General features: G+C 67.6%; 16 protein-coding genes. 5 read left to right on the top strand and 11 right to left on the bottom strand.

Features of this window, described 5'->3' with window-relative positions:
• Positions 1-58 precede the first annotated feature (58 nt).
• The 4 genes from HGB39_RS09455 to HGB39_RS09440 form a co-directional block, all read right to left on the bottom strand.
• Positions 59-1,303, bottom strand: coding sequence for a dihydrolipoamide acetyltransferase family protein (locus HGB39_RS09455; RefSeq protein ID WP_005566707.1), 1,245 nt, complete (start codon positions 1,301-1,303; stop codon positions 59-61).
• Between the two features lie 30 nt (positions 1,304-1,333).
• A complete protein-coding gene (locus tag HGB39_RS09450) occupies positions 1,334-2,317 on the bottom strand; it encodes an alpha-ketoacid dehydrogenase subunit beta (RefSeq protein ID WP_005262606.1) in 984 nt (327 codons plus the stop codon).
• A complete protein-coding gene (pdhA, locus tag HGB39_RS09445; RefSeq protein WP_043789858.1) occupies positions 2,314-3,411 on the bottom strand; it encodes a pyruvate dehydrogenase (acetyl-transferring) E1 component subunit alpha in 1,098 nt (365 codons plus the stop codon). Before pdhA ends, HGB39_RS09450 begins: the two co-directional genes overlap by 4 nt.
• Positions 3,412-3,654: 243 nt before the next feature.
• Entirely contained in the window at positions 3,655-4,023 is a 369-nt protein-coding gene (locus tag HGB39_RS09440) for a DoxX family protein (protein ID WP_005262604.1), read from the bottom strand.
• A gap of 115 nt (positions 4,024-4,138) precedes the next feature.
• On the opposite strand from HGB39_RS09440, the gene HGB39_RS09435 reads away from it, so the two are divergent.
• A complete protein-coding gene (locus tag HGB39_RS09435; protein WP_037206299.1) occupies positions 4,139-5,167 on the top strand; it encodes a phosphotransferase family protein in 1,029 nt (342 codons plus the stop codon).
• A gap of 22 nt (positions 5,168-5,189) precedes the next feature.
• Here the strand turns inward: HGB39_RS09435 and HGB39_RS09430 are convergent, their stop codons facing one another.
• Complete coding sequence (locus HGB39_RS09430) at positions 5,190-5,651, bottom strand: acyl-CoA thioesterase (RefSeq protein ID WP_043789860.1); 462 nt, start codon at positions 5,649-5,651, stop codon at positions 5,190-5,192.
• 58 nt (positions 5,652-5,709) lie between these two features.
• Between HGB39_RS09430 and HGB39_RS09425 the strand changes: the two genes are divergently transcribed.
• From HGB39_RS09425 to HGB39_RS09415, 3 genes are read left to right on the top strand one after another with little or no spacing between them, the layout of a single operon-like run.
• Positions 5,710-6,900 (top strand): benzoate/H(+) symporter BenE family transporter, encoded by a 1,191-nt coding sequence (locus tag HGB39_RS09425; protein ID WP_155755992.1) that lies wholly within the window; start codon positions 5,710-5,712, stop codon positions 6,898-6,900.
• A gap of 7 nt (positions 6,901-6,907) precedes the next feature.
• Positions 6,908-7,417 (top strand): O-acetyl-ADP-ribose deacetylase, encoded by a 510-nt coding sequence (locus tag HGB39_RS09420; protein WP_005566675.1) that lies wholly within the window; start codon positions 6,908-6,910, stop codon positions 7,415-7,417.
• Complete coding sequence (locus tag HGB39_RS09415) at positions 7,414-8,691, top strand: cation:proton antiporter (RefSeq protein ID WP_005262594.1); 1,278 nt, start codon at positions 7,414-7,416, stop codon at positions 8,689-8,691. Before HGB39_RS09420 ends, HGB39_RS09415 begins: the two co-directional genes overlap by 4 nt.
• Before the next feature lie 44 nt (positions 8,692-8,735).
• Here the strand turns inward: HGB39_RS09415 and HGB39_RS09410 are convergent, their stop codons facing one another.
• The 6 genes from HGB39_RS09410 to HGB39_RS09385 form a co-directional block, all read right to left on the bottom strand.
• A complete protein-coding gene (locus HGB39_RS09410) occupies positions 8,736-10,169 on the bottom strand; it encodes a nucleobase:cation symporter-2 family protein (protein ID WP_005566673.1) in 1,434 nt (477 codons plus the stop codon).
• Positions 10,170-10,179: 10 nt separating this feature from the next.
• Positions 10,180-11,073 (bottom strand): factor-independent urate hydroxylase, encoded by an 894-nt coding sequence (gene pucL / locus HGB39_RS09405; protein WP_005566671.1) that lies wholly within the window; start codon positions 11,071-11,073, stop codon positions 10,180-10,182.
• Between the two features lie 2 nt (positions 11,074-11,075).
• On the bottom strand, positions 11,076-11,420 hold the full coding sequence (uraH, locus tag HGB39_RS09400; protein WP_005566669.1) for a hydroxyisourate hydrolase: 345 nt from the start codon (positions 11,418-11,420) through the stop codon (positions 11,076-11,078).
• Entirely contained in the window at positions 11,417-11,926 is a 510-nt protein-coding gene (uraD, locus tag HGB39_RS09395) for a 2-oxo-4-hydroxy-4-carboxy-5-ureidoimidazoline decarboxylase (RefSeq protein WP_005566668.1), read from the bottom strand. Before uraD ends, uraH begins: the two co-directional genes overlap by 4 nt.
• Before the next feature lie 197 nt (positions 11,927-12,123).
• On the bottom strand, positions 12,124-12,591 hold the full coding sequence (locus tag HGB39_RS09390) for a DUF6328 family protein (RefSeq protein WP_005566666.1): 468 nt from the start codon (positions 12,589-12,591) through the stop codon (positions 12,124-12,126).
• A 1-nt stretch (position 12,592) separates the two neighbouring features.
• Positions 12,593-13,408 (bottom strand): shikimate 5-dehydrogenase, encoded by an 816-nt coding sequence (locus HGB39_RS09385; protein ID WP_005264949.1) that lies wholly within the window; start codon positions 13,406-13,408, stop codon positions 12,593-12,595.
• A gap of 85 nt (positions 13,409-13,493) precedes the next feature.
• Between HGB39_RS09385 and HGB39_RS09380 the strand changes: the two genes are divergently transcribed.
• On the top strand, positions 13,494-15,068 hold the full coding sequence (locus HGB39_RS09380; protein WP_005566663.1) for a molybdopterin-dependent oxidoreductase: 1,575 nt from the start codon (positions 13,494-13,496) through the stop codon (positions 15,066-15,068).
• Positions 15,069-15,078: the final 10 nt, after the last annotated feature.

The raw sequence follows: 15,078 nt of genomic DNA, 5'->3' as shown, positions 1-15,078 counted from the left end.
TGCGCGGGTGTCGACCGCGGACGCTCGGGAAGTACTCACCGACCAAACGTACCGAGGATCAGAGGTGCGCGAGCAGTGAGGCGGGATCGTGCAGCATCGCCGCGACGGACGACAGGAACCTCGACCCCTGCTCGCCGTCGACCACTCGGTGATCGAACGACACGCTCAGGGTGGTGACCCACCGCACCGCGAGATCGTCCTCGTGCACCCACGGTCGCCTGGTGACGCTGCCCAGGCACAGGACGGCCGATTCGCCGGGGTTGAGGATCGGCGTGCCCGCGTCGACACCGAACACTCCGACGTTGGTGATCGACACCGTCCCGCCGGTGAGCTGCGCGGGTTCGGCTCTGCCGCTGCGCGCGGTCGCGGTCAGTTCGGTGATCGCGCGGCACAGTTCGAGCAGACTCAGCGACTGCGCCTCCTTGATGTTCGGGACGACCAGACCGCGGGGTGTGGCCGCGGCGATGCCGAGATTGACGTAGTGCTTGGTGACGATCTCCTGGTTCTCCTCGTCCCACGACGCGTTGAGGCTGGGGTTCTCCCGCAACGCGACGATCATCGCCTTCGCCACCAGACTCAGCGGTGTCACCGACAATCCTTCGAATGCGGGGAGGTCCCGCAGGCGCTCGAGCAGTTCCACCGACCGGGTCACGTCGACGGTCACGAATTCGGTGACGTGCGGGGCGGTGAACGCGCTGCGGACAATCGCCGCCGCGGTCTGCTTCCGGATGCTGCGGATCGGGGTGCGGGTCTCGCGCTCCGACGGCTCCGGCGAGTCCGGTGTCGACGGCACCGCCTGCCCGACCGAACCCGCATGGGATTCCACGTCAGTCCGGGTGACGGCACCGGACGGCCCCGTCCCCGCGACGACGGCGAGGTCGACTCCGAGTTCACGTGCGGCGACCCGGGCTGCCGGCGAGGCGTCGGGGCGCCGACGGTCCGGGCCGGGCGTGCCGGTTTCCGGAGCGGTCACCAGCTTCCGCCGGGCCCGTTTGCTCTCGGCAGCGGCCTCGGGCCCGTATCCCACCAGAACGGGCGTGCGCGTGGGAGGTTCCTCGGTGGCCGCATCCGTCGCGATCCGGATGATCGGCGTCCCGACCGGCACGGTCGCACCGGCCGAAACCAGCAATTCCTCCACGACACCCGCGTACGGCGAAGGCAACTCGACGAGCGCCTTCGCCGTCTCGACTTCTCCGATCACCTGATTGAGTTCGATGGTCTGGCCCACCTCGACGGCCCAGGAGACCAGTTCGGCCTCCGTCAGGCCCTCACCGAGATCGGGTAGGCGGAATTCCTGCGCCAACGGACGGCTCCTCTCCTCCGATGGGTGCGATCAGGCCGCGAGGCTGCGATCGACCGCGTCGAGCAGGCGGTCGGCGTCCGGCAGATGGTGCAGTTCCAGCTTCGCCGGGGGATACGGAACGTCGAATCCGCCGACCCTCAGGACGGGCGCGTCCAGCTGGTAGAAGCACCGCTCGGAAATGCGGGCGGCGATCTCCGCGCCCAGGCCGAGGAACGTCGGCGCCTCGTGCGCGACGACGAGTCTTCCGGTCTTGCGTACCGACTCCTCGATGGTGTCGAAGTCGATCGGCGACAGGGAGCGCAGGTCGATCACCTCGAGGGAGTGCCCCTCGTCGGCGGCGATGGACGCGGCCGACAGGGCCGTCGGCACGACGGAGCCGTACGCGACGATGGTGGCGTCCGTGCCCTCCCGGGCCACCCGGGCCCGATGCAGCGGCAGGTCCGGTTCGGCGTCCACGTCGAATTCGGCCTTGTCCCAGTACCGCCGCTTCGGTTCGAAGAACACCACCGGGTCGTCCGCCGCGACGGACTGCTGGATCATGTGGAACGCGTCCGCCGGGTTGCTGGGTGTGACGACGCGCAGTCCGGCGGTGTGGGCGAAGTATGCCTCCGGCGACTCCGAATGGTGCTCGACCGCACCGATGCCGCCGCCGTACGGGATCCGGATCGTGAGGGGCGCGGTGACCCGGCCCTGTGTGCGGTAGTGAATCTTGGCCACCTGGGACACGATCTGGTCGAACGCGGGGTAGACGAAGCCGTCGAACTGGATCTCGCAGACGGGCCGGTAACCGCGCAGGGCCATGCCGAACGCGGCGCCGATGATGCCGGATTCGGCGAGTGGGGTGTCGATGACCCGGTTGTCGCCGAAATCCTTCTGCAGGGTGTCGGTGACGCGGAAGACACCGCCGAGGCGTCCGACGTCCTCACCCATGATCACGACCTTGCGGTCGTGTTCGAGGGCGCGTCGGAGGCCCGCGTTGAGTGCGGCGCCGAGCGAGAGCGTGGTGGTGGTCATGACAGTGCCTCCTCGATGCCGGCGAAGCCCGCGAGGTACGCGGCGTACTGCTCGCGTTCCTCCTCGATGAGTGGGTGGTCGGTGGAATACACGTGCTCGAACAGATCGAGCGGCTGGGGATCGGGCGCATCGATGGTCCCGGACCGCAGTCGCGCCGCGACGTCGTCGGCGGTGGCCTGCACCTCGGCGAGGAACGTGTCGTCGAGCAGGCCTTCCCGGTCGAGGAGGCGCCTCATCCGGTCGATCGGGTCGCGGGCCTTCCAGACCTCGGTCTCGGCCGCCGCCCGATACCGGGTGGGATCGTCCGACGTGGTGTGGGGGCCCATCCGGTACGTGACGGCCTCGATGAACGTCGGCCCACTGCCTTCGCGCGCCCGCTGAGTGGCTTGGCGGGTGACCGCGAGGACCGCGAGGACGTCGTTGCCGTCCACCCGGAGGGCGGGCATGCCGTAACCGGCGGCGCGCTGCGCGATGGGGACGGGACTCTGCAGGTGGACCGGTTCGCTGATCGCGAACTGGTTGTTCTGGCAGAAGAATACGACCGGCGCGTTGTAGCTCATCGAGAAGCCGAGGGCCTCGGCGAGGTCGCCCTGACTGGTGGCGCCGTCGCCGAAGTAGGCGATCGTCGCGATCTCCGCGCCGTCCAGGTGGGCGCCCATGGCGTACCCGGTGGCGTGCAGCCCCTGGGAGCCGACGACGATCGCGGGATTCGTCACGTTCACGGAACTCGGATCCCACGCGGAATGGGCGCATCCCCGCCACATGCGGGTCATCACCCCCGGGTCCACACCCCGGCAGTAGGCGACGGCGTGTTCGCGGTAGCTGATGAACGCGTAGTCGTCGGGGCGGAGGGCGCGGGCGGAGCCGACCTGTGCGGCTTCCTGCCCGAGCAGGGGAGCCCAGAGTCCCAGTTCGCCCTGGCGTTGCAGCGCGACCGCTTCGACATCGATCCGACGCGCGACCACGAGGTCTTCGTAGAGGCCGCGCAGTTGTTCGGGTCCGATGTCGCGGACCAGGCTCGTGTAGTCGGGTCTGAAGACCCGTCGGCCGTCCGGCTGGATGAGCTGGACCGGATAGGCAATCTTGTCGACCATCGGGGTCACCTCGTGTTGTCGAGTCCGTGAACCTTGTGGGTCCGTAGGAGACGGGTACTGCGGTAGGGCAAGTGTGTGTCCTACTTCACAGCATCCACGAGAACGCGAAGTGCGCAAGTGGCACCGCTGACGTCGAGCAGAATGCCCAGTTTTGGGGGTGGCAAGGGTGTCATGCTGCGTCTAATGACCAATTCGGACATCACCGACGCCAGGTTGTTGCTGCAAGGGTCCGAGAACCTCGGATCACCCCGCGAACACGAACCCGATCGAGGCGAGGACGGCCAGCATCGCGAGGTAGACCGCGGGCATTGCGACGGCCCGGGTGTCGGGGTTGCCGTAGTCACCGTGTCGGACGTGAAAGGCGATTGCGCACAAGAGGAGAATCAGCAGCGCCACCGTCGAGATCACTCCCAGGGGAGTCCAGTAGAGGCCGGCGAGAACACCGACACCGCCGGCGAGTTCCGCCACGCCGATCAGCCGGACTTGTTGCCTGCTCAGGCCCCGGGATTGCAACCCCGTCCACGCGGTTCCCTTCAGTCTCAGCTTGGGAATGCTCACGGCGACGGCACTCACGGCGAGGAGCACGCCGCACACGATGAGGAAAACTTCCACGTCGGTCCCTCCAGTTCCGGCCGAATCGGCCTCACTGTTGCCACCCTAGGGCCGCGACCTGCGGCGCGGACCGGTTCCCTCCGCATCGGGCTTCCGAGCGGTTAGCATCGAGCGCGTGAATGCTGTGGGGCTGAACGAAGATGCCGTTTCTGCGTGGATTGCCGGACTCGGTGTGGGAGCGATCGCGCCGCTGAGCTTCGAGAGGATCGGGAACGGTCAGTCGAATCTCACGTACGCGGTCAGTGACGCGGGTGGTGGTCGGTGGGTGTTGCGGCGGCCACCGCTCGGACATCTGCTCGCGTCGGCGCACGACGTGGTCCGCGAACACCGGATTCTGTCCTCTCTCCAGGGATCCGACGTTCCGGTGCCGAAGATCCTCGGGCTCACCGACGATCCGGAGGTCACGGACGCGCCGCTCGTGCTGATGAGCTATGTCGCAGGGGTGGTGATCGACAATGTCGGTGTGGCGAAGAAGCTGACACCCGAGCAGAGGAATGCCGTCGGGCTGGCGATGCCGAAGGCTCTCGCAAAGATCCATGCGGTTGATCTCAAAGATGCCGGGCTGGAGGATCTGGCCAGCCACAAGCCTTACGCGGCACGGCAGTTGAAGCGCTGGAGGGATCAGTGGGAGAAGTCCCGTACCCGTGACGTCCCGGCGATCGAGGACCTGGCGGGCATACTCGAGCGCAACATGCCGGAGCAGACCGAACTGTCGTTGGTGCACGGTGATTTTCACCTGAGCAACGTCATCACCTCGCCCGAGGAGGGTGAGGTGGTCGCGGTGGTCGACTGGGAACTGTGCACGCTGGGCGACCCCCTCGCCGACGTCGGCGCGTTGCTGGCCTACTGGCCCGAGGCGGGCGACGCGGACGCCGGACCGTTCCCCGCCTCCACTCTGGAGGGATTCCCCACCCGGGCCGAACTCGTGGAGGCCTACGTCCACCACACGAAACGCGATGTCACTCAGGTGGGGTACTGGCACGTTCTGGCGTTGTGGAAGCTGGCGATCATCGCCGAAGGCGTCCTGCGCCGGGTGATCGACGACCCCCGGAACAAGGCCGAGACCGGTGCGCCCACGGTCGCGCTGATCGACGGCATCATCGCCCGGGCGGTGGCCACGGCGGAGGCCGAGGGACTGCGCTGATCCCCCTGGTGGTGCCGGACGTTCAGACGGCGTCCGGTGTCACCAGAAGGGTTGCAGCGCTCCGGATTTCGGCAGGAATCGGCACCGGCCTGCGGGTCTTCGCGTCCACGTACACGTGCACGAAGCGGCCGAGAGCTGCGAGTTCGAGCGCGTCGTCGTTCTCGCGGAAGATCGCGAGCGCATACACGATGCTCCGGGTGCCCAGCTTCTCGATGGACAACCCCACCTGCAGACGGTCCGGGAAGGTGAGTTCGCTGACGTACTTGCAGGACGTCTCGGCGACCACACCGATGGCGGGCAGATCGCGGATGTCGGTGCCCGTCGTCGCGATCAGCCAGCCGTTGACGGCCGTGTCGAAGTACGAGTAGTACGTGACGTTGTTGACGTGCCCGTAGTGGTCGTTGTCCTCCCAGCGGGTCGGCACCGGCCACAGGGCGGGGAAGTCGGCGGCGGTCGGCAAGGCGGGGGCGTCGTCGTGTTTCACCGTGCCGACCCTAATGCCACGGATCGCCGGGACCACGCGTCGGGCAGAATCGCGTCCTATGTCTGTGCCCGACAGCGATGTGCGTTCACCCGATTCCGCGGCCCAGCCGATCAGCGCCGGAATCGTCACCGCCCTGGTGGGCTTCACCAGTTCGTTCGCGGTCGTACTCACCGGATTGACGGCGGTGGGCGCGAATTCCGCCGAGGCCGCGTCGGGACTGCTGGCGCTGTGTGTGACGCAGGCGCTCGGCATGTTGTGGATGTCGCGGCACTACCGCATGCCGATCACGCTGGCGTGGTCGACGCCGGGCGCCGCTCTCCTCGCCGGCGCGGGGACGGTGAGCGGCGGCTGGCCCGCCGCGGTCGGGGCGTTCGTCGTCGTGGGGGCGGCGGTGATTCTCACTGGGCTGTGGCCGCGGCTGGGGCGGCTCATCGCGGCCATCCCTCCGGCGTTGGCGCAGGCGATGCTCGCGGGGGTGCTGCTGCCGCTGTGCCTGGCGCCGGTACTGGCGCTGCGTGACGCACCGCTGGCCGTCGCGCCCGTGGTTCTCGTGTGGCTGGTTCTGCAGCGGTACTCGCCGCGGTGGGCGGTGCCGGCGGCGTTCGCGGCTGCCGCAGTGGTGATCGCGATCGGTCTCGCCTCCGGCAGCGACGGACTGGACACCAGCGCGCTCCTGCCGAGACTCGACGTCACGGCACCGGCGTGGACGTGGCAGGCGATGATCGGGATCGCGATCCCGCTGTACATCGTGACGATGGCGTCCCAGAACATCCCCGGGACCGCCGTCATGAATTCCTTCGGCTACCGGGTGCCGTGGCGGCCGGCCATGCTGGTGACCGGTGTCGGGACCCTGGTGGGCGCGCCCGCGGGTGGTCACGCCATCAACCTCGCCGCCATCAGCGCCGCCCTCGCCGCCGCGCCGTCCGCACATCCCGATCCCAGGAAGCGCTGGGTCGCGGCCTTCACGGCAGGCTGGGCCTACCTGGTGCTCGCCGCGTGTTCCGCAGCGGTGGCCACGCTCATCGCCGCGGCCCCCGAGGGCGTCGTGGAGGCGGTCGCCGGCCTCGCCCTCCTCGGCACCCTGGGCGGGGCACTGGCCTCCGCCCTCGACGACGTCCGCGAACGGGAAGGCGCCGTCGTCACCTTCCTGATCGCCGCGTCGGGGGTGAGCATCTTCGGCATCGGGTCCGCGTTCTGGGCGCTGGTCGCCGGATTGATCGTGCGGGTGGCGGTGAGCTCGCGGCGATAATGGGGTGATGACCACCATCGAGGTAGTGCACGGTGACATCACGACGATCGAGGTCGACGCGATCGTCAACGCCGCCAACTCCGGACTGCTCGGGGGTGGTGGAGTGGACGGCGCCATCCACCGGGCCGGCGGACCCGAGATCCTCGCCGAATGCAGGCACCTGCGGGCCACCACGTTCCAGGATGGACTCCCGGCGGGACAGGCGGTCGCGACGACGGCGGGCCGGTTGCCGGCCCGATGGGTGATTCACACCGTCGGCCCCGTGTATTCCGCTACGGACGATCGGTCGGCCACCCTGCGCAGCGCCTACATCACCAGCCTGGCGGTGGCATCCGACCTCGGTGCCCTGTCCGTTGCGTTCCCGCTGATCTCGTCCGGGGTGTACGGCTGGCCCGCGGACGACGCCGTCCGGCAGGCGGTCGGTGCCGTCCGTGAGTCGGACGCCGGAATTCCCCGGGTGCTGTTCGTGGCGTTCGACGCACGGATGGCGTCGCTGCTGCGCGGCGAGGTGGGGTGACGGCGCTGAACACCGATCTCGCGTATCTGACGGCAGGACTGGCTCTTCTGCTGGCCGCCACCGTTCCGCGCCTGTTCCAGGACCGTGCCGTCTCGGCGCCGCTGATCGTCCTGGCGGTCGGAGCGGGGGGCGGCCTGCTTCTCGGCGAGTCGGGAACGGACACCCTGTCGCCGGCACTGCATCCCGCCGTGACGGAACACCTGAGCGAAACCTGCGTCATCGTCGCCTTGATGGGCGTGGGACTGGCGATCGACAGACCACTGGGCTGGCGCACGTGGAATTCGACGTGGCGTCTGCTGCTGATCGCGATGCCTCTCGGTATCGCCGCTGTCGCGCTGCTCGGCTGGTGGGTGGCGGCATTGACCCCCGCCGTCGCGATCCTGCTCGGGGCAGTCCTCGCGCCCACCGACCCGGTTCTGGCGTCCGACGTGCAGGTCGAAGGTCCCACGTCGGGCGGCGAGTCCCATCAGGAGGACGACGAGGTCCGGTTCGCGCTCACCTCGGAGGCCGGGCTCAACGACGCTCTCGCCTTCCCGTTCGTGTATCTGGCGCTGTTCATGATCGGCAAAGGGCCGATCGAGCAGTGGATCGTGCAGTGGGCGGCCTGGGAACTGATCGGAAAGGTCGTCATCGGCGCAGCCCTGGGGTGGATTGCCGGTGATCTCTTCGGCCGCGCGGTCTTCCGCTTCCCGATCACACACATGCGCCTGGCCGAACGCAGCGAACCCATCTTCGCGCTCGCCGCCACGTTCGCCGTCTACGGACTCACCGAACTGGCCGGGGGATACGGCTTTCTCGCCGTCTTCGCCTGCGCCGTCGCCATCCGTCGGACGGAGCGGGCCCACGACTACCACGCCGAGATGCACAGCCTGATCGAACAACTGGAACACGTGCTCACCCTCGCCGTCCTGCTCCTGCTGGGGGTGGCACTCACTTCCGGTCTGCTGACCGGACTGACGTGGGGCGGGGTTCTCGTCGCGGCAGCCCTCGTGTTCGTCATCCGGCCGGTGGTGGGATGGCTTTCGCTGCTGGGCTGTGAGGAGATGTCCGGTCCCGAGCGCCGGGTCACCGCATTCTTCGGGGTTCGCGGAATCGGGTCGATCTACTATCTCGCCTACGCCGCTGCGGAAGCCGGCGTGGACGACGAGAAGTGGTTGTGGTCGACGGTGGCCTTCACCGTCGTCCTCTCCGTCCTCGTCCACGGGGTGAGTGCGACGCGGGTGATGCGCCTGCTCGATCTTCGCAGGGAAGGCGGTGCAGTCGCGGACCGATAGCGTCGCGACTGCACCGCTCGACCAGGGTGGCCTGTTCCGGCTGTTTACTCATTGCGCACGGCGGAGGTGCGCGCCGTGTCTGCCGGGTGCTCCGAGTCCTCGGCTGGGTGGACGAGGACGGGCGGCGCCGCCGAGACCACCGAGGGAGTGGGCCGGTTGCCGGCCTTGATCTCGTTGAACAGGATGTTGAGCAGCACCGCGACGATGCTGGCCGCGCTGATTCCCGAGTCGAAGACGATGTGCACCCATTCCGGGAAGGCCGAGTAGAACTCGGGCACCGCGATCGGTATCACACCGAATCCGAGGGCCACCGCGACGATCACCAAGTTGAGGTTGCCGTCGTACGACACCTTGGACAGGGTCCGGATTCCGCTCGCGGCTACCGAACCGAAGAGGACGATCCCCGCACCGCCGAGGACGGGCAGCGGCACGGAGGCCACCAGCCGGCCCAGGACGGGGAACAGTCCGAGAGCGAACAGAACCGAACCGCCGGCCGCGACAACGTATCGGCTCTTGATCCCGGTGATCGCGACGAGCCCGACGTTCTGAGCGAACGCGCTGGCCGGGAACGTGCCGAACACCGGTGCCACGGTGGTGGCGAGCATGTCGGCGCGGAGACCGTCGCCGACCCGGCGAGCATCGACCTTCGTTTCCACGATCTCGCCGACCGCGAGGATGTCGGCCGTCGTCTCGGTCATGATCACGAGGATCACCACGGTCATCGAGATGATCGCGCCGATCTGGAACAGGGGAGTGCCGAACGAGAACACCTGCGGCAGTTCGAAGATCGCGCCCTTCCCGACGGCGCCGAAGTCGGCCTTGCCGATCAGTGCGGCGAACAGGGTTCCCACGACGATGCCGATCAGGATGGACAGCCGCGACAGGGTTCCCTGGACCAGCCGGCTCACCAGCAACACGACGAACAGGCTGAATCCGGCGAGCCCGATGTTGGACATCGACCCCCAGTCCGGGGCCTTGGCGTTGCCGCCCATCGCCCAGCGCACCGCGACCGGCAGGAGGGAGATGCCGATGACCGTGATGATCGACCCGGTGACGACGGGCGGGAAGTAGCGCACGATCCTGCAGAAGAACGGGCTGATCAACAGGCCGATCACGCCGGCGACCATGATGGCTCCGAACACTGATCGCAGTCCGCCCGGACCGCTGGCCACCGCCACCATGGTGGACACCGAGGCGAAGGAAATGCCCTGCACCAGGGGAAGTTTTGCCCCGAAATAGGGGACGCCGAGGGTCTGCAGCAGTGTGGCCGCGCCACTGACGAACAATGCCGCCGACACGAGCAGCCCGATCTCGACGCCGGTCAGACCGGCGGCGCCGCCGACGATCAGGGGAGGCGCGATCACGCCGCCGTACATCGTCAGGATGTGCTGCAACCCGTAGACGTACGACTTTCCGAGCGGCAACCGCTCGTCCTCGGGTCCGGGAGTTCCGGCAACCCGGTGTCCGATCCGTTTCATCGCCGCGCTCCTAGCAGAATCCGGGAACGGAATCCCAGGCGCGGCCGGCGTCGGGAGCGTCCTCGCGCTCGACGGTCGCCTCGATCAACCCGTAGGGGCGGTCGGCCGCGAAGAACACCTCGCCGGGGTTGTCGAGTCCGAACGGTTCCAGGTCGACGAGGAAGTGGTGTTTGTTCGGCATCGAGAACTTCACCTCGGCGATCTCGGGGTGCGCCTCGAGCACCGCCGAACCCATCTGGAACAGGGACTGCTGCAGCGCGAGCGAGTGCGTCGTGGCGAACGCCTCCAGCATGACTGCCCGCACGTTCTCGAAGGTCTTGTCGAAGTCGACGTCGGTGGTGAGGTACCGCCACCGGGCACTCACCGACGTCGCGAGGATCCGGTCGGACGTTTCCTGCAGGGTGGTGTACTTGTCCTTCGGGTAGCCCCGGAACTCCGAGCCCGTCGACTTCAGCACCACCATGTTGCTGAGCCCGGACACGATCCATGTCCGGTCGCCGTCGATGGTGACCACAGTGTTTCGCCGTTCGTCGCTCGATCGGACGAAGGAATGGTCGTGGCCCTCGCCGTCGACAGTGATCCGCGCCCACGAGTACTGCTCGATCTCCCATCGGCCGCCGGTGATCCACTCGAATTCCCCGGTGAAGTGCTGACCGAGTCGCATGGCGAACGTCTCGATCGAGCCGACGCCGTCGCGGGCGAACGCGTACACCGTGTTCTTCTGGGTGTCCGTGGCCACGACGTGCGCGTTGTCGCCTTCGGTGTGCACCGCGTCGAGGTCGCCGCGCAGTTGCGACGTCACGGTGACGTCTTCGATCTCGTGTCGCTTCGTGTCCCGCGTGATCTTGACCAACCGGACTTCTGCCTTGCCGTACTGGTTCTGGCCGAGCACGATCTTGCTCATGATTAGCTCCCTCGGTAGGTCGAGTATGCGAACGGGCTGAGAAGGACTGGTACGTGGTAGTGCTGTTCGCTGTCGGTCAGGGCGAACGTGATGGTGATGTCGGGGTAGAACGCCGGACGGCCCTTCGCGGCGAAGTAGCGTCCGGTGTCGAAGACGATCCGGTAGGTGCCCGGCTCGAGTCGGGCGGGGCCCAGGGTTGTGACGCGTCCGTCGTCGTCGGTGACGGCGTCGGCCACGGTGATCCATGCGGAGTCGCGCTGGACCGTCAGCGATACCGGCACTTCCCGCGCGGGCACGCCTTCGGCCGCATCCAGCACGTGGGTGGTGACCTGGCTGACGTCGCTCATGCGTCCAGCATCCCGGCGAGACGACGTGCGGCGATGTCGCGCAGTTCCTCTGCAACAACGGCTAATTCGCCGGCCTCGTCGTTGAGAAGCCGACGGTCGAGTGCGGTGAGGATGTCGGACGTGCTCCGGCCGGCGGCGCGGACCAGGAAGACCCGTCCGAATTTGTCCTCGTAGGCACGGTTGCCGTCGGTGAGCCGTTTCCGCGCCGCCGCGTCGGACGAATCGACGTTCGACTGCTCCGAACGTGCCAGGTGCGCCTCGGCGTCGTCGCCTCCCGGGGGTTCACCGATTCGGGGATGGCGGGCGAGGGCTTGCTCGATCTCGTCCGCGGAGAGCGGGCCGGCCCCCGTCCTGGCTGCAGTGAGAAGTGAGGCGCGATCGGTGTACGGCCGGGCGGACACGAGTTCGTCTGCCCACCGGGGAATGTCCAGGCAGATCCGCGCCAGTTCCGTTGCCTCGGACTGTGAAGCCTCGTTGAATCGTTGGAGTCCTGCATCGAGATCCATGCGACCCTTCTTCCACAATGCGAAATAATGATTCCGTATAGAGAAGCGTGACAGGGGTCACAATTCATGTCAAGACCCAAAATTGAATTGATCCAGATTCGGATGCGAGTGCGATCCGTGGCGTGCTGGAGTCTCGACATGTGAAAGCTGTTGTAGAACAACAGTGTACGAACGCGGTCGCGCCGAATTGCGGGTCTCTAGTCCGCGCCGCCCGTATCGTGATCGAACAGGCGGGGAAACACGAACCACAGCGTCGCGAACATCAGCGCGGCCACCACGCCGATCACGATCGCGACCGGACCGCCCACTGCCACTTCGGCAATCAGGAGCACGGTTCCGGTCATGGCTGCGGCGAGAAATCCGACACCCCACAGTGCGAACAGGTTGGCCCTGCGCAGGATGTCGACCCGGCGGCCCTGGCGGAACAGCACCCGGTGCCAGACCGCCGGGGCGATGAGCAGGGCCGAGGACACCGTTGCCAGGAGCACCGTGACGAGATGGAGCATGCGCAGGCCGAACGGCTGCTCCGCGTACGCCTCGGTGAAGGCGACCGCGAGGAGGAAGGCGAACAGGATCTGCACGCCTGCCTGCGCGACACGGAGTTCCTGCAGCAGCTCGCTGAAGTTGCGTGCGAGCCGTTGCGCGGGTGTCTCGGCGGTGCTCACCTCACGACCGTGAGTACTCGGAGGCCCTGCGGATCTCTTCGGGGGACGGGCGCACGCCGGTGTAGAGGACGAACTGCTCCGCGGCTTGCAGTGCGATCACCTCGGCACCGGTGATGACGGTCTTGTGGCGTTCGGCCGCGGCACGGATCAGCGGCGTCGCGGCGGGCATGGCAACCACGTCGAACACGGCCTCCGCCGCGTCGATCGCGTCGAGTTCGAACGCCAGATCTTCGGCCTCGGGACCGCCCGCCATGCCGACGGGGGTGGCGTTGATCAGGAGCCCCGGCCGTGCCGCGCCGAGTTCGGGTTGCCAGTCGAATCCGTACTGCTTCGCGAGGGCGCCGCCCGTCGTCTCGTTGCGGGCGACCACGGTGACGTCGGTGAAGCCGTAGTCGCGCACGGCGGCGACCACAGCTTTGGCCATTCCGCCGCTCCCGGCCACCGCCACGGACAGCGAGTGGTGCAATGCGTTGTCGCGCAACAGGTTCGCGATGGCCTGGTAGTCGGTGTTGTAGGCGTGCAACACCCCGTCCTCGTTGACCACCGTGTTGACGGATTCGATGACCGACGCCGATTCGTGCATCACGTCGACGTACTCGATGATCCGCTCCTTGAACGGCATGGAGACACCGGCACCGCGGATCCCCAGCGCGCGGATGCCGCCGACCGCAGCCTGGAGGTCGTTGGTGGTGAACGCTTTGTAGACGAAATTGAGGCCCAGCTCGCCGTACAGATAATTGTGAAACCGGGTGCCGATGTTGCTCGGTCGGCCGGAGAGCGAGATGCAGAGAAGAGTGTCTTTGTCGAGCTGGTTCATCCGGTAAATACTAGTAGTGGGCTCCCATCCGTGCGCGTTCTCAGCTCCGAATACACGGTGACGACGACAAAGGAGCAGGGCTGCGATGACGACGACGATCGGTGACCGGCACGAGGCGGCGCGGACGCCCCGGAGACGGCGGCACCTGCTCTCCCGCGCGCTCGCCGGAGTGATCGCCGCCGGCATCGTGCTCGGGGTGGGCGAACTGCTGTCGGTGCTGATCGACCCGAACTCGTCGCCGTTCTATGCGGTCGGATCGACGACGGTGGACCGCAGTCCCGCCTGGGCTCGCGAGTTCGCGATCGACACGTTCGGAACCAACGACAAACCCGCCCTGTTCGTCGGCATGACGATCCTCATCGTGCTCCTTGCCGCGATCGCGGGCATCGTCGAGCGTCCCCGCGCCCCGTTCGGCAGCGCGATCCTGGCGGCTCTCGGGCTGGTGGGAATCTACGCCTCGACCCAGCGCCCCAGCGCCACGTGGATGTGTGCGCTGCCGACCGTGGTGGGGGTCGTCGCCGGCATCGCGGTTCTGCGGGTGCTGACGGCCGCCGCGCGGGCACCCGAGCACTCGGACGCCGAGGATTCGTGGTTGCCGCGCCGAACTTTTCTTCTGCTGACCGCGACCGCCGCCGCGACCGCCGCGGCCGCGGGAGCCGCCGGCCGGTACCTCGGGCAGCAAGCCGCGGGAGCTCTGGACAACCGCAGCGCCTTCACCGTTCCCGAGGTGACGGACCGGGCGGCCCCGATCGCTCCGGGCACCGACATCGACGTGCCGGGCGCCACCCCGTTCGTCACGTCGAACGAGGAGTTCTACCGGATCGACACCGCACTACGGGTCCCACGGTTGACGACGGACGACTGGAAACTGCGCATCCACGGCATGGTGGACCGCGAGGTCACGCTGACGTGGGACGACCTGGTCGCGAGGACGCCCGTGGAACGGGTGGTCACGCTGACGTGCGTGTCCAACGAGGTCGGCGGAAACCTCGCCGGCAACGCCACGTGGATCGGCTACCCGATCAAAGACATCCTCGACGAGGCCGGGGTGCACCCCGACGCCGACATGCTGCTGTCCACGAGTAGCGACGACTTCACGGCGGGCACCCCGGTCGAGGCCTTGCGGGACGGACGCGACGCGATCCTCGCGGTGGCGATGAACGGTGAGCCGTTGCCGTTCGAACACGGTTATCCGGTGCGGCAGGTGGTCCCCGGTCTCTACGGCTACGTGTCGGCCACCAAATGGGTGGTGGATTGGGAACTCACACGCTTCGACAAGGCGGAGGCCTACTGGACGAAGCGCGGATGGTCCGCGAAAGGTCCGATCAAGACCGCGTCCCGGATCGACGTGCCCGCATCGTTCACGCCCACCGCGCCGGGGCCGGTTCTCGTCGCCGGAACCGCCTGGGCACAGCACCGCGGCATCGAGAAGGTGGAGGTGCGGGTCGACAACGGCGAATGGCAGACCGCGACCCTCGCCCCGCAGTACACCATCGACACCTGGCGGCAATGGACCTGGGAGTGGCAGGCCACATCCGGACTGCACACCCTCCAGGTGCGGGCCACGGATCTGGACGGCAACGTTCAGGTGGAGGAGCGGACGCCGCCGATCCCGGGTGGCGCCACCGGCTGGCACACGCGTTCCTTCACCGTGTCCTGAGGCACCGTCT

The organism is Rhodococcus opacus (assembly GCF_012396235.1).
Lineage (GTDB): Bacteria > Actinomycetota > Actinomycetes > Mycobacteriales > Mycobacteriaceae > Rhodococcus_F > Rhodococcus_F opacus.
Note: the sequence above shows the minus strand (reverse complement) of the source record. Positions and strands in the feature narration are given on the sequence as shown.

Excerpts from the sequence above, each read along its gene's own strand:
- pdhA (WP_043789858.1), bottom strand. The coding sequence starts at position 3,411 with ATGGTCGACAAGATTGCCTATCCGGTCCAGCTCATCCAGCCGGACGGC.
- HGB39_RS09420 (WP_005566675.1), top strand. The coding sequence starts at position 6,908 with ATGACCACCATCGAGGTAGTGCACGGTGACATCACGACGATCGAGGTC.
- uraD (WP_005566668.1), bottom strand. The coding sequence starts at position 11,926 with ATGGATCTCGATGCAGGACTCCAACGATTCAACGAGGCTTCACAGTCC.
- HGB39_RS09385 (WP_005264949.1), bottom strand. The coding sequence starts at position 13,408 with ATGAACCAGCTCGACAAAGACACTCTTCTCTGCATCTCGCTCTCCGGC.
- pucL (WP_005566671.1), bottom strand. The coding sequence starts at position 11,073 with ATGAGCAAGATCGTGCTCGGCCAGAACCAGTACGGCAAGGCAGAAGTC.
- HGB39_RS09450 (WP_005262606.1), bottom strand. The coding sequence starts at position 2,317 with ATGACCACCACCACGCTCTCGCTCGGCGCCGCACTCAACGCGGGCCTC.
- HGB39_RS09425 (WP_155755992.1), top strand. The coding sequence starts at position 5,710 with ATGTCTGTGCCCGACAGCGATGTGCGTTCACCCGATTCCGCGGCCCAG.
- HGB39_RS09410 (WP_005566673.1), bottom strand. The coding sequence starts at position 10,169 with ATGAAACGGATCGGACACCGGGTTGCCGGAACTCCCGGACCCGAGGAC.
- HGB39_RS09380 (WP_005566663.1), top strand. The coding sequence starts at position 13,494 with ATGACGACGACGATCGGTGACCGGCACGAGGCGGCGCGGACGCCCCGG.
- uraH (WP_005566669.1), bottom strand. The coding sequence starts at position 11,420 with ATGAGCGACGTCAGCCAGGTCACCACCCACGTGCTGGATGCGGCCGAA.